Genomic DNA, 13,150 nt, shown 5'->3' with positions numbered 1-13,150 from the left:
GCCGGAAACAGTAGGGTGCGCCATGCGCACCAATGGCATCAGCACGCGTTGGCTATAGTGCGCGCGGCGCACCCTACGGGTTTTTCAGCCAGTCGAGCATGCCCAGCCCGGCGGCGCGGCCGCTGGCGAAGCAGGCGGTGAGCAGGTAGCCGCCGGTCGGCGCTTCCCAGTCGAGCATCTCGCCGGCGCAGAACAGGCCGGGTAGCCGCGTGCACATCAGTCGTTCATCCAGCGCCTCGAACGGCACGCCGCCGGCGCTGCTGATGGCCTCGTCCAGCGGCCGCGGTCGCACCAGCGCCAGTGGCAGGGTCTTGAGTGCGGCGGCCAGGCGCGCCGGTTCGGCGAAGCAGTCTTTCGGCGCCAGCTCGCGCAGCAGCGCGGCCTTGACCCCGTCGATGCCCACCTGGCGATGCAGGTGCTTGGCCATGGAGTGCGAGCCGCGTGGTTTGCTCAGCGCCGCCTGCACCTTGCCGAGCGGGCTCTGCGGCAGCAGGTCGAGGTAGACGGTGGCGCTGCCGGCCTGGTTGATCCGCTCGCGGATGGCGGCCGACAGCGCGTAGACCAGGCTGCCTTCGACGCCCGTGGCGGTGAGGACGAACTCGCCAAGGCGCTGCGGTTCGTCGTCCAGGCGCAGGCTGACGTTCTTCAGCGGCGCACCGGCAAACTTCTCCCGCAGCAGCGCACTCCAGTCCGTCACCTCGAAGCCGCAGTTGCTCGGTTGCAGCGGTGCGACTTCGATGCTGCGTCCCTGCAGCAGCGCCGCCCAGGCGCCATCGGAGCCCAGTCGCGCCCAGCTGCCGCCGCCCAGGGCCAGCAGGGTGGCGTCGGCCTGCACGCTTATCTCGCCGCTTGGCGTGGCCAGATGCAGGGCGCCGTCCGCGGTCCAGCCCAGCCAGCGATGCCGGGTATGGATGTGCACGCCCAGTTCGCGCAGGCGCTTGAGCCAGGCGCGCAGCAGCGGCGCGGCCTTCATGTCGGTGGGGAACACCCGGCCCGAGGTGCCGACGAAGGTGTCGATGCCCAGCCCATGAATCCATTGGCACAGGCGGTCGGCGTCGAAGTCCGCCAGCAGCCGGGCGATCGCCTCGCGGCGCGCGCCGTAGCGCGAGAGGAAGGCGTCCTTCGCCTCGGAGTGGGTGATGTTCATGCCGCCGACCCCGGCCAGAAGGAACTTGCGGCCCACCGAGGGCATGGCGTCATACAGATCGACGCGAACGCCGGCCTGGGCCAGCACCTCGGCGGCCATCAGGCCGGCGGGGCCGCCGCCAATGATGGCGACGTGTGGAGCAGGGGCGCGTGGGGAATCGGTCATGGTTGCGGGGCGAGTCGAGGTGGAGACGGCGCATTCTACCGCAGCGCGCCGTCGACGCCTCCGAGGATGCCTGAGCAACGCTCGTGCGCTAGCGGGACGTGGCAGCCCGCGACCGCCTCAGGACCACTGATCGTTGCGTTTGCGCCGGCGGGTCATGCTCGGCAGGATCAGCCCAAGCAGCAGGCCGGCGCCGGCGATGCCGCCGCCATAGACCAGGTAGCGCATTAGCAGGCGGTTGCTCTCATCGCCCAGCTGGGCCTGGGTGCTGCGCAGCTCCGACTGGGTCGCGCTCAGTTCTGCAGTCAGGGCCTTGCGTGTGGCCTGCAGCTCGTCGATCAGCGCCTTGCGCGAGTCCAGGGTCTCCTGCAGGCCCTGGACCCGGGTCTTCCAGCTGTCGTCGATGTTCTTGAGCTGGGCGCTGAGTTCGGTCACCTGCTGTTCCAGCTGGGGCAGGCGCTCGGCCTGGCCGGGCATCTCCTGCAGGTCGCGGCTGGGAATCCACACGCTGTCGCCGGACTCGCTGCGCACCTTGCTGTAGTCGCCCTGGGTGGCGAGCAGCTCGACTTTCTGCCCGGACTTGAGGGTGCCGACGATGCGGTAGCCGTCGGTCGGGCCGCTGCGCACGTAGGTCTGCAAGCTGTCGCTGACCCAGCGCTGATTGCCGGCGGCCTGGGCCAGGCCACTGGCCAGCAGGCCGAGCAGGGCGCCGGCGAAGACGCGACGCAGGCGTCGGGAAAGGCCGGAGCCCGGGGACGAAAGGTGATGGGTTGGGGACATGGCTATCTTCACGTGAATAAGGGTAAAGGCCCCGATGACCGGGCCGGTGAAAGCAGGGGCCGCTGCCCTGCGCGTGGTGCCAGCCGACCCGGCTGGCACGCCCGGAGCGGTCGGGCGAGAGGAGGGGGAATCGATCTGGACCCGCCGCGTCATCCCTGAGGCCTCCCGGACACAGACCGCTCATGTCGCCGTGGGTTCACTCATTTCGGCGAGGCGTCCTACCGGGCGCGTGACGCCGATGGCTGAAGCGAGGGGCGCGAGGCGAGCAAGACGGGGGCGGGAAAGGCCTACACCGGTGCCATTGCGCGGCGCGATCAGCCCGGAGCCGGGGTCTTGCGCGGGCGCCTGGTGGCCGTCTTGGCCTTGCCCGCCCGACGTTTCTTCTTCCAGGGAGCGGCAGCCGGGCGGGTCGCCGCCGGGCCGCTGATGCTCAGGCGCAAGCCGGCGCAGCGCTGCACCTGCTTGCTCATCCAGGCCGACTGCTTGGCGACGAACTCGTCCAGGCTCATCTCGCCGCTCTGCACCATGTCCAGGGCCTGCTCCCAGATGGCGGTGGTGCCGGGGTCGGCGATGGCCCGGGGCACCGCGTCGATCAGGCTGAAGGCGGCCGGGGTGGCGGCCAGGGCCTTGCCCTGCTTGCGCAGGTAGCCGCGCTCGAGCAGGCCCTGGATGATCCCGGCGCGGGTCGCCTCGGTGCCGATGCCGGTGGTGTCCTTGAGCTTCTGCTTGAGGCGCGGATCGTCCACCAGCCTGGCCACGTTCTTCATCGCCTTGATCAGGTCGCCCTCGGTGAAGGGCTTCGGCGGCTGGGTCTGCTGGTCCTTGAGGTGCACGGCGGCGACCGCGCAGGCCTGGCCCTCGCGCAGGGACGGCAGGGCTTGCGTGGCGGTGTCGTCGCCGTTCCTGGCCGCAGCCAGGGCCTGGGGCAGGGCGCGCTTCCAGCCGGGCTCGACGATCTGCTTGCCCACCGCGCGCAGGGCCTGTCCGGCGCAGTCGAAGTCGGCCTGGGTGCGGTCGAACTGGTGGTCGGGCAGGAACTGCGCCAGGTAGCGGGCGCGGATCAGCTCGTAGACCGCGCGTGGCTTGCCGGCCAGGCGGCTTGGGTCCGGCGCGACTGCCGTGGGGATGATGCCGTGGTGGGCAGCGACCTTGGCGTCGTTCCAGGCCCGCGAGCGGCGCTGCGGATCGATATGCGGCATCAGCTCGGCCAAGGCCGGATCGGCGCGGCCCAGGGCCGCGAGGATCGCCGGCGCCTCGCCGTGCTGGCTCAATGGCAGGTAGCCGCAATCGCTGCGCGGGTAGGTGATGAGCTTGTGGGTCTCGTAGAGCGCCTGGGCGATGTCCAAGGTCTCCTGGGCGCCCAGGCCGAGCCGCTTGGAGCAGACTTCCTGCAGGGTGCCCAGGTCGAACGGCAGGGGCGCGACCTCGCGCATGCGCTCGGTGCGCAGGCGCTCCAGGCGGGCGCTGGCGGCGGCCGTCATGGCATCGGCCGCCTGCTGGGCCAGCGCCTGGATGAGGCAGCGGCCCTGCTCGTCGCAGGCATCCGGCGCGGCGCGCCACTGGGCATTGAAGGCCGTGCCGGCGCTTTCCAGCTGCACCTCGATGGCCCAGTAGGGCACCGGTACGAAGGCGGCGATGCTGCGGTCGCGGTCCACCACCAGGCGCAGGGTCGGCGTCTGCACCCGGCCCACCGGCAGCACGCCCTGGTAGCCGGACTGGCGCCCAAGCAGGGTGAACAGCCGGCTCATGTTCATGCCGATCAGCCAGTCGGCGCGCGAGCGCCCGAGCGCCGCGTGGTACAGGTTGAAGGTCGCGGCCCCCGGCTTGAGCGCCGCCAGGGCCTTGCGGATCGAGGCCTCGTCCAGGGCGGACAGCCACAGGCGCTGGATCGGCCCGCGAAAGCGGCAGTGCTCGACCAGTTCGCGGGCGATCATCTCGCCCTCGCGGTCGGCATCGGTGGCGATCACCAGCTCGTCGGCCTCGCCGAGCAGGCGCTTGACGGCCTTGAACTGGCCGGCGGTCTTGCTCTTGACCAGCATCTTCCACTGCTGCGGGACTATGGGCAGATCGGCGAGGTTCCAGCGCTTGTAGCGGGCGTCGTAGGCATCCGGCGGCGCGGTCTCCAGCAGGTGGCCGATGCACCAGGTCACCGTCAGGTTGGCGCCGAGCCAGCAGCCGTCGCCACGCCGGTTGGCGCCGAGCACCTTGGCGATGTCCTTGGCCTGGGAGGGTTTTTCACACAGAAATAGACGCATGGCGCTCGGCACTGAGGGTCGCGATGGCGCCAAGCATGGGCAGAAAGCGCCGTTCGGGCAAGAATTATCTGTATGCATGTACAGTTAATGTGTCGCCGAATCATCTGCCTTGAGTCAGCAGGGGGGAGTGTTTTCCAGCGGGCGCGGCGGGGTGGGCTCGCCGCCGGTACGACTTGTGATCGTGCGCGAGTACAGGGGGATCCAGGCTAGCCGATCGGTGGACAAGCGGAGCGTTGTCCACCCTGCATGGCCTGCCAGCTCGCGTAGGGTGGAAAACGGCGGAGCCTTTTCCACCGAGGGGGATATCCAGGCTACTGGCTGGGCGAATCGTTCAGCCCAAGCCGCGCTCGGCCCAGACCCTGGCCGCGCTGTGATGCAGGATGCCGTGGCGTCTGGCCAGGGCGGCGCGGTCCTTGTCGTAGCCGCCGCCGATTACCCCCATCACCGGGATGTCGCGGCCCAGGCAGTGGCGGAGCACCGCTTCGTCGCGGGCGGCCAGGCCCTGGTCGCTCAATTGCAGGTAGCCCAGGGCATCGTCGCGGTGCACGTCGACGCCGGCGTCGTACAGCACGATGTCCGGCTGGTACAGCGGCAGCAGGTAGTTCAGCGCATCCTCCACCACCTTCAGATATTCGGCGTCGCCCATGCCCCGGGGCAGGGGGATGTCCCAGTCGCTCTCGGCCTTGCGCGCCGGGAAATTCTGCTGGCAGTGCAGCGACACGGTGATCGCCTCCGGGCAGTCGGCCAGCAGCCGCGCGGTGCCGTCGCCCTGATGCACGTCGCAGTCGAAGATCAGCACGCGCTGCGCCTGGTCGGCCGCCAGCAGGTAGCGGGCGATCACCGCCAGGTCGTTGAAGATGCAGAAGCCGGCCGGGAAGTCGTAGTGGGCGTGGTGGGTGCCGCCGGCCAGGTGGCAGGCCAGGCCGTGCTGCAGGGCCAGTTCGGCGGCCAGCAGCGAGCCGCCCACCGCGCGCACGGTGCGCCGGGCCAGGGCCTCGCTCCAGGGCAGGCCGAGGCGGCGCTGGTCCTCGCGCGGCAGTTCGCCGCTCATGTAGCGCTCGATATAGGCTGGGCAGTGGGCCAGGGCCAGCACCTGCGGTGGGCAGAGTTCCGGGCGCAGCAGTTCGGCGTCGGTGACCAGGCCGCTGGCCACCAGGTGGTCGCGCAGCAGGCGGAACTTGTCCATGGGGAAGCGGTGCTCGGCCGGGAAGGGCGGGCTGTAATCGTCGTGGTAGACCAGCGGCAGCGGCATACAATGGGCTCTTTTCGGCAGCGTACGAGTATGGCGGCGCCGCCGGTTCTGACTCAAGCGGAGGGCCGATGCCTGCCTCGATCGAACTGCACACCCCGCGCCTGCTGCTGCGCCGCTGGCGCGCCGATGACCGGGCGGCCTTCGCCGCCATGAACGGCGACCCCGAGGTGATGCGGCATTTTCCCGCCTGCCTCAGCCCTGAGCAGAGCGACCGCGTGGCCGAGCGCATCGAGGCGGACTTCGCCGAGCACGGCTTCGGTTTCTGGGCCCTGGAGCGCAAGGACAGCGGCGCCTTCATCGGCTTCACCGGCTTGCGCCCGGTGACCTTCGCCGCGCCGTTCTGCCCGGCGGTGGAGATCGCCTGGCGCCTGGCCCGCAGCCACTGGCGTCAGGGCCTGGCCAGCGAGGCGGCGCGCGCGGCCCTGGCCTGTGGCTTCACCCGGCTGGGCCTGGCGCAGGTGGTGTCCTTCACCACGCCGGAAAACCTAGCCTCGCAGCGGCTCATGCAGGCCATCGGCATGCGCCACGATCCGGCCGGCGACTTCGACCATCCGGCCCTGGCGGAAGGCCATCGGCTGCGCCGGCATATGCTCTATCGCCTGAGTCGCGCCGACTGGGAGGCGGGCCGATGAACGAGATCGACCAGGTGCGCGCCTACCACCAGCTGAGCAAGCACCAGCCGCAGCGCTTCGCCCCGGGCCCGGGGCGGCTGGACTGGGCGACCCAGCCGGCGCCGTTTCGCCGCTACGCCGGCGCCCGGCTGATCGAGTTGTACCAGCGCCCGCTGGAGGAGTCGCCGGGCTACGACGCGGTGTTTGCCGCGCCCCTGGGCACGCCTGCGCCGTTGAACCGGGCCAGCGTCTCCCAGCTGTTGTACGACAGCCTGGGGCTGTCGGCCTGGAAGGAGGCCGGCGGCAACCGCTGGGCGCTGCGGGTCAACCCCTCGTCCGGCAACCTGCACCCGACCGAGGCCTACCTGCTGTTGCCGGCGGGCAGCCTGGAGGAGGGGGCGTTGCTGGCCCACTACGCGCCGGACGCGCACGCCCTGGAGGTGCGCGCCGAGCTGCCGGCGGCCCTGGCCGAGCCGCTGAGCCAGGCGCTGCCGGCCGGCGGTTTGCTGCTCGGCCTGGCCAGCATCCTCTGGCGCGAGGCCTGGAAGTACGGCGAGCGCGCCTATCGCTATTGCCAGCACGACCTCGGCCACGCCCTGGCCGCCGTGGCCATTGCCGCCAGTACCCTGGGCTGGCAGGTGCGCCTGCTGCGCGGGGTCGCCGAGGCGCGCCTGGACGGCCTGCTGGGGCTGGACCGCGAGGGCTTCCACGAGGCTGAGCACGGCGATTGCCTGCTGTGGGTCGGCCCGGCCCAGGACGCCGAGTTCGCCTTGCCTGGCACGCTGCTGCAAGGCATCGCTCGGCTTGAGCTGACCGGCGCGCCGAATCGCCTGTCGCGTCACTACCGCGACTGGCCGGAGCTGGCGCGGGTGCATGCGCTGTGCCGTGCCCCGGCCCTGCCCGTCACCGCCTGGAACGCCGAGCCGGGGCGGCTTCAGGCGGACAACCCGGGACTGCCGCTACGGCCGATCCTGCATCGGCGGCGCAGCGCCCAGGCCATGGACGGCAAGAGCGGCATTCACGCCGAGCTGCTGCTGGCCTGGCTGCGCCGGCTGCTGCCGGCCAACTCGCCGGTGCCCCTGGCCGTGAGCGGCGAGCCGGCGGCGGTCGACCTGCTGCTGTTCGTCCACCGGGTGCAGGGGCTGATGCCCGGCCTGTACTGGCTGGCGCGCAGCGATGGCCAGATCCAGGACGGCCTGCGCGAGGACTTCCTGTGGCAGCGGGTCGACGCCGAGCTGCCGCTGTACCGCCTGCTGGAGGGCGACGCCCGCGGCCTGGCCGGTTTCCTCTCCTGCGGCCAGGACATCGCCAGCGACGGTTGCGTCGCGGTGGCCATGCTGGCGCGCTTCGACGCGGCGCTGGCCGATGGCCCCTGGCGCTACCCGCGGCTGTACTGGGAGTGCGGGCAGATCGGCCAGCTGCTGTACCTGGAGGCCGAGGCGGCGGGGCTGTCGGCCACCGGCATCGGCTGCTATTTCGACGAGGCGGTGCACGAATTGCTCGGACTTGCCGACAGCCGCTGGCAAAGTCTTTACCATTTCACCATCGGCCGTGCCCTGTGGGACGAACGCTTGTCCACCTTGCCGGCCTATCCCGAACACCGTTTGCCGCCGACCTAGGCGGCCCAGAGGAGATGCAGCATGAGTCAGGTGTTGGACGAACTGGTCGCCCTGTTGAGCCTGGAGGCCATCGAAGAGAACCTGTTCCGCGGGGTCAGCCAGGACCTGGGCTTCCGCCAGCTGTTCGGCGGCCAGGTGCTCGGCCAGTGCGTGTCGGCGGCCAGCCAGACGGTCGAGGCCGAGCGCCACGTGCACTCGCTGCACGGCTACTTCCTGCGCCCGGGCGACGCCAGCCTGCCGGTGGTCTACCAGGTCGACCGGGTCCGCGATGGCGGCAGCTTCAGCACCCGGCGGGTAACGGCGATCCAGAAGGGCCAGCCGATCTTCACCTGCAGCGCCTCGTTCCAGTACGACGAGGAGGGTTTTGCCCACCAGAATCCGATGCCCGACGTGCCGGGCCCGGAAGGCCTGCAGTCGGAGACCGAGCTGGCCAGTCTGGTCGCCGACGCCCTGCCCGAGCGCATCCGCGAGCGGGTGGTGGGTGCCAAACCGATCGAGATCCGTCCGGTGACGGTGGCCAACCCCTTCGCCCCCGAGCGCAGCGAGCCGGTCCAGCACGTGTGGTTCCGCGCCGCCGGCGAGCTGCCGGACGATCCGCAGCTACACAAGTACCTGCTGGCCTACGCCAGCGACTTCAATCTGCTGACCACCTCGATGCTGCCCCACGGCGTGTCGGTCTGGCAGCGCTTCATGCAGGTCGCCAGCCTCGACCACTCGCTGTGGTTCCACGGCAACCTGCGCCTGGACGACTGGTTGCTGTACTCCATGGACAGCCCCTGGGCCGGCAATGCCCGCGGTTTCTCCCGTGGCAGCGTGTTCAACCGCCAGGGCCAGCTGGTCGCCTCGGTGGCCCAGGAAGGCCTGATCCGCCTGCGCGAGGACTGGAAGTGAAACTGGCTGCGGCGCGCCACTGGGTGTTCGACATGGACGGCACCCTGACCCTGGCGGCCCATGACTTCGCGGCGATCAAGCGCACCCTGGCGATTCCCCAGGAACACGACATCCTCCAGCATTTGGCGAGCCTGCCCGAGGACGAGGCGGCGGCCAAGCATGCCTGGCTGCTCGAGCATGAGCGTGAGTTGGCGCTGCGGGCGCGGCCGGCGCCGGGGGCCGTCGAGCTGGTGCGGGCCCTGCGGGCGCGCGACTGCCGGCTCGGCATCCTCACCCGCAACGCCCACGAACTGGCGCTGTTGACCCTGCAGGCGATCGGCCTGGGCGACTGCTTCGCCACGGCGGACATAGTCGGGCGCGCCGAGGCGCCGCCCAAGCCCCACCCCGGCGGCCTGCTGCACCTGGCCGAGCGCTGGCAGGTGGCACCGGGCGAGCTGGTGATGGTCGGCGACTACCGCTTCGACCTGGAATGCGCCCGCGCCGCCGGGGCCTGCAGCGTGCTGGTCAACCTGGCGGACAATCCCTGGCCCGAGCTGGTCGATCATTTCGCCGTGGATTGCCACGCGTTGCAGCAGGCGCTGTAGGGGGGCGCCGCGCGCCCGCTGGGGGCCACTTAGTGGTGCGCATGGCGCACCCTACACTCTCATCGAACCACCGATTGTGTCGCCGAGGTGGATGAAGAAAGCGTCATCCACCCTGCGGCGTTCCCAGGCGAGTAGGGTGCGCCGCGCGCACCCGGTGTCCGATTGCCCGGTGGTGCGCAGGCGCACCCGACGGAACGTTCGTTCGGCTAGTGGTGACTGCCGCCGGACTCCAGGTCCCTGAGGATCGGGCAGTCGGGGCGGTGGTTGCCCTGGCAGTGGTCCATCAGCTCCTGCAGGGTGTCGCGCAGGCCGGTCAGTTCGGCGATCTTGTGGTTGAGCTCGGCGATATGCCCGGCGGCCAGGGCCTTGACGTCGGCGCTGGCGCGCCCGCGGTCCTGCCACAGGGCCAGCAGCTTGGCCACCTCGGCCAGGGAGAAACCGAGGTCGCGGGCGCGTTTGATGAAGGCCAGGCGGTGCAGGTCCTGGGCGCCGTACTGGCGGTAGCCGCTGTCGCTGCGTCCGGCGGCCGGCAGCAGGTCGATGGACTCGTAGTAGCGGATCATCTTGGCGCTGAGCCCTGTCTTGCGTGCGGCCTGGCCGATATTCATCGCGCGTCTCCCGTGTTCGCCTGTGTCGAGCCCAGGGACCTGGGTCGCCAGGTCTTGAGCAGCAGGGCGTTGCTCACCACGCTGACACTGGAGGCGGCCATGGCCGCGCCGGCGATCATCGGGTTGAGCAGGCCCAGGGCGGCCAGGGGGATGCCGACCAGGTTGTAGATGAAGGCCCAGAACAGGTTCTGGCGGATCTTGTTGTAGGTGCGCCGGCTGATGTCCAGGGCCGCCGGCACCAGGCGCGGGTCGCCGCGCATCAGGGTGATGCCGGCGGCGTGCATGGCCACGTCGGTGCCGCTGCCCATGGCGATGCCGACGTCGGCGGCGGCCAGCGCTGGCGCGTCGTTGATGCCGTCACCGACCATCGCCACCGTCGCGCCGGCCTTGAGTTCGTCGACCAGCTTCGACTTGTCCGCCGGCAGCACCTCGGCATGCACCTGGCCGATGCCCAGGGTCTCGGCCACGGCGGCGCAACTGCCGCGGTTGTCGCCGCTGATCAGGTGGCTGTCGATGCCCTGCTCCTTGAGGTAGGCGACCGCCTCGGCGGCGCCGTCCTTGAGGGTGTCGCCGAAGGCGAACAGGCCCAGCACCCGCGGTTGCGGTTGTTGCTCCAGCAGCCAGGACAGGGTGCGACCCTCGGCCTCCCACTGCCGGGCCTGCTCGGCCAGCTCGCCCGGTTGCAGGGCGCAGTCCTCGAGCAGGCGGCGATTGCCCAGGGCCAGGCGCCGCTCGCCGATTCGCCCGGCGATGCCGCGGCCGGGCAGCGCCTGGCTGTCGGCCAGCTCGGGCAGGCTCAGTTCGCGTTCGCTGCAGGCGTCCAGCACGGCCTTGGCCAGCGAGTGCTCGCTGCCGCGCTGCAGGGCGCCGGCCAGGCGCAGCAGCTCGTCATCGTCGCCATCGAGGGCCTGCAGGTGGGCGATCTTCGGCGTGCCGGAGGTGAGGGTGCCGGTCTTGTCGAAGGCCACCACCGCGACCCCGTGGGCGACCTCCAGGGCCTCGGCGTCCTTGATCAGGATGCCGTGGCGCGCCGCCACCCCGGTGCCGGCCATGATCGCGGTCGGGGTGGCCAGGCCGAGGGCGCAGGGACAGGCGATCACCAGCACCGCCACGGCGTTGAGCATGGCCGTGGTCAGGGACTCACCGAGCAGCAGCCAGGTCAGCAGGGTGGCCAGGGCGATCAGTAGCACCGCCGGGACGAACACCTGGCTGACCCGGTCCACCAGCTTCTGGATCGGCGCCTTGGCCGCCTGGGCGTCTTCGACCAGGCGGATGATCTTGGCCAGCACGGTTTCCGCGCCCAGGGCCGTGGTCTCGACCAGCAGGCGGCCCTCGCCGTTGATCGCCCCGGCGGTGACCGCATCGCCTGGCTGCTTGGGCTGGGGCAGGCTCTCGCCGCTGATCAGCGCCTCGTCGGCGTGGCTCTGGCCTTCGAGCACCTGGCCGTCGACCGGGAAGCGCTCGCCGGGCTTGACCAGGATGCGGTCGCCCAGGGCCAGGGCGCTGAGGGCGACCATTTCCTCGCGGCCGTCGCGCAGGCGCCGGGCCTGATCCGGGCGCAGGGCCTGCAGGGCTCGAATGGCGCTGCTGGTCTGGCGCTTGGCGCGGCTTTCCAGGTACTTGCCCAGCAGGATCAGGGCGATGATCACCGCCGATGCCTCGAAGTACAGCTCGAGCATGACCCCGGGCCGAGCCACTGCCCATTGGTACAGGCTCAGGCCGTAGGCGGCGCTGGTGCCCAGGGCGACCAGCTGATCCATGTTGCCGGCGCCGGCGCGCAGGGCCTGCCAGGCGGCGCGGTAGAAGCGGGCGCCGAGGAAGAACTGCACCGGTGTGGCGAGGGCGAACTGCAGCCAGGCCGGCAGCATCCAGTGCAGGCCGACGGGCTCGAGGAGCATCGGGATCACAAGCGGCAGCGACAGGACGATGGCCGCCAGCAGGTGCCAGCGCTCGCGCTGCAGCAGTCGCTCGGCGCTGGGGCGGGTCGGCTTGTCGATATCCAGCAGGCTGGCCGAATAGCCGGCATCGGCGACTGCCTGCAGCAGCGGCTGTGGATCGGTTCCTGGCGCGATGCGCAGTTGCGCCTGCTCGCTGGCCAGGTTGACGCTGACCGCCAGCACGCCCGGCTGCCGGGTCAGGGCGCGTTCGACGCGGCCGACACAGCTGGCGCAGGTCATGCCGTCGATGGCCAGTTCCAGCGGCTCGCTCGGCACCTGGTAACCGGCGCCTTCGACGGCGGCGATCAGCGCGGCAAGGCTGCCTTCGGGCGCCTCGACGCGCGCCTGCTCGCTGGCCAGGTTGACGTTGGCGGTGGCGACCTGGGGCAGCTTGCGCAGGGCACGCTCGACGCGGCCGGCACAGCTGGCGCAGGTCATGCCGGCTACGGGCAGATCGAAGGTGGTCAGGCTGGACATGGATGGTCTCCCTTGGGTTCGCCCCTAGGATCAACCTTGACCCATGGGTAAGGTCAAGCCCCGGTCATGGCATGCTCGGCGCCGCCAGCAGATGGAGCCCGCTGGCATCCTGGGAGATACGCAGGCGCCGTACTTCGCCGGCCTGCAGGTCGACCTCCTCGCGGTGGGGCGCGGCGATGCCGGGTTGACAGCTGCCGCTGCCGAGACTGGCGAGGCGCAGCGCGACCTTGCCGGGTGGCAGGTTGAAGGCCACCGACTGGCTCTGGTGCAGGCGGGCGGCCAGCTGCTCGTGCAGGTACAGGCCGATCTCGCAGGGCGTGGCCACTTGCAGGCGCTCGCGCGAGACGATCAGTACGGCATAGCCGGCGGCCTGGGTGGTCGCGGGAGCCAGCGCCTGGGCCGCGGCGAGGGTGCAGGGCAGGCAGGCGAGCAGGGCAAGGATCCAGCGGGACATGCGGTGGCTCCCAGTCGGCGGGGGAGTCTTGAGCTTGGTCGAGCTTCGCCGACCGGGCAAGCGCCGGTCTTGACCTTGCCGCCATGGCAAGGCGGACACTGGCCTCGAGCCAGCGGCCATCCCGGCCGGGCCATGGGCAACATGAGGAGTGGAACCATGCAGGTGTTCAAGGTGCAGGGCATGAGCTGCGGTCATTGTGTGCGGGCCATTACCGACGCGGTGCGCGATCGCGATCCGCTCGCCGAGGTGCAGGTCGACCTGGTCGCCGGCGAGGTACGCATCGACAGCCCGTTGCCGAGCGAGGCGCTGATCGAGGCGATCTTCGAGGAGGGCTATAGCGTCAGCCTGGCTTGAGCGGCCATGTGCCGGCCAG

General features: G+C 70.7%; 12 protein-coding genes. 5 read left to right on the top strand and 7 right to left on the bottom strand.

Features of this window, described 5'->3' with window-relative positions; genetic code table 11:
- Window positions 1-73 precede the first annotated feature (73 nt).
- The 4 genes from ACSX1D_RS17815 to ACSX1D_RS17800 all read right to left on the bottom strand — a co-directional run bounded on the left by ACSX1D_RS17815 (window position 74) and on the right by ACSX1D_RS17800 (window position 5,596).
- Window positions 74-1,312, bottom strand: a complete 1,239-nt coding sequence (locus ACSX1D_RS17815; RefSeq protein ID WP_439859775.1) for a TIGR03862 family flavoprotein — start codon at window positions 1,310-1,312, stop codon at window positions 74-76.
- 117 nt (window positions 1,313-1,429) lie between these two features.
- A complete protein-coding gene (locus tag ACSX1D_RS17810; protein WP_439859774.1) occupies window positions 1,430-2,089 on the bottom strand; it encodes a TIGR04211 family SH3 domain-containing protein in 660 nt (219 codons plus the stop codon).
- Window positions 2,090-2,403: 314 nt separating this feature from the next.
- The gene (locus ACSX1D_RS17805; protein WP_439859773.1) at window positions 2,404-4,344 is read right to left on the bottom strand and encodes a DNA topoisomerase III; all 1,941 of its coding nucleotides are present in this window, start codon (window positions 4,342-4,344) and stop codon (window positions 2,404-2,406) included.
- A 331-nt stretch (window positions 4,345-4,675) separates the two neighbouring features.
- Window positions 4,676-5,596 carry a histone deacetylase family protein gene (locus ACSX1D_RS17800; protein WP_439859772.1) on the bottom strand — a complete coding sequence of 307 codons (921 nt, stop codon included), beginning with the start codon at window positions 5,594-5,596 and terminating at the stop codon, window positions 4,676-4,678.
- Between the two features lie 68 nt (window positions 5,597-5,664).
- On the opposite strand from ACSX1D_RS17800, the gene ACSX1D_RS17795 reads away from it, so the two are divergent.
- Genes ACSX1D_RS17795 through ACSX1D_RS17780 form a run of 4 tightly spaced genes read left to right on the top strand, consistent with a single transcriptional unit; the run spans window position 5,665 to window position 9,301 of the window.
- Window positions 5,665-6,228, top strand: a complete 564-nt coding sequence (locus tag ACSX1D_RS17795) for a GNAT family N-acetyltransferase (protein ID WP_439859771.1) — start codon at window positions 5,665-5,667, stop codon at window positions 6,226-6,228.
- Window positions 6,225-7,826: a SagB/ThcOx family dehydrogenase gene (locus ACSX1D_RS17790; RefSeq protein ID WP_439859770.1), complete on the top strand. Its 1,602-nt coding sequence runs from the start codon at window positions 6,225-6,227 to the stop codon at window positions 7,824-7,826. Before ACSX1D_RS17795 ends, ACSX1D_RS17790 begins: the two co-directional genes overlap by 4 nt.
- Window positions 7,827-7,847: 21 nt before the next feature.
- On the top strand, window positions 7,848-8,717 hold the full coding sequence (gene tesB / locus ACSX1D_RS17785) for an acyl-CoA thioesterase II (protein ID WP_439859769.1): 870 nt from the start codon (window positions 7,848-7,850) through the stop codon (window positions 8,715-8,717).
- Entirely contained in the window at window positions 8,714-9,301 is a 588-nt protein-coding gene (locus ACSX1D_RS17780; protein WP_439859768.1) for an HAD family hydrolase, read from the top strand. Before tesB ends, ACSX1D_RS17780 begins: the two co-directional genes overlap by 4 nt.
- A gap of 206 nt (window positions 9,302-9,507) precedes the next feature.
- On the opposite strand, the gene cueR is transcribed toward ACSX1D_RS17780, so the two are convergent.
- From cueR to ACSX1D_RS17765, 3 genes are all read right to left on the bottom strand, one after another.
- On the bottom strand, window positions 9,508-9,909 hold the full coding sequence (gene cueR / locus ACSX1D_RS17775) for a Cu(I)-responsive transcriptional regulator (RefSeq protein ID WP_439859767.1): 402 nt from the start codon (window positions 9,907-9,909) through the stop codon (window positions 9,508-9,510).
- On the bottom strand, window positions 9,906-12,323 hold the full coding sequence (locus tag ACSX1D_RS17770; RefSeq protein WP_439859766.1) for a heavy metal translocating P-type ATPase: 2,418 nt from the start codon (window positions 12,321-12,323) through the stop codon (window positions 9,906-9,908). Before ACSX1D_RS17770 ends, cueR begins: the two co-directional genes overlap by 4 nt.
- A 64-nt stretch (window positions 12,324-12,387) precedes the next feature.
- Window positions 12,388-12,777: a hypothetical protein gene (locus ACSX1D_RS17765; RefSeq protein WP_439859765.1), complete on the bottom strand. Its 390-nt coding sequence runs from the start codon at window positions 12,775-12,777 to the stop codon at window positions 12,388-12,390.
- Window positions 12,778-12,933: 156 nt separating this feature from the next.
- Here ACSX1D_RS17765 and ACSX1D_RS17760 point away from each other — a divergent pair, with 156 nt between their 5' ends.
- On the top strand, window positions 12,934-13,131 hold the full coding sequence (locus tag ACSX1D_RS17760) for a heavy-metal-associated domain-containing protein (RefSeq protein WP_439859764.1): 198 nt from the start codon (window positions 12,934-12,936) through the stop codon (window positions 13,129-13,131).
- Window positions 13,132-13,150: the final 19 nt, after the last annotated feature.

Source organism: Pseudomonas sp. MBLB4136 (genome assembly GCF_051904765.1).
GTDB lineage: Bacteria > Pseudomonadota > Gammaproteobacteria > Pseudomonadales > Pseudomonadaceae > Aquipseudomonas.
The sequence above is the reverse complement of the archived record's forward strand: the minus strand, read 5'-3'. Positions and strand labels throughout refer to the sequence as shown.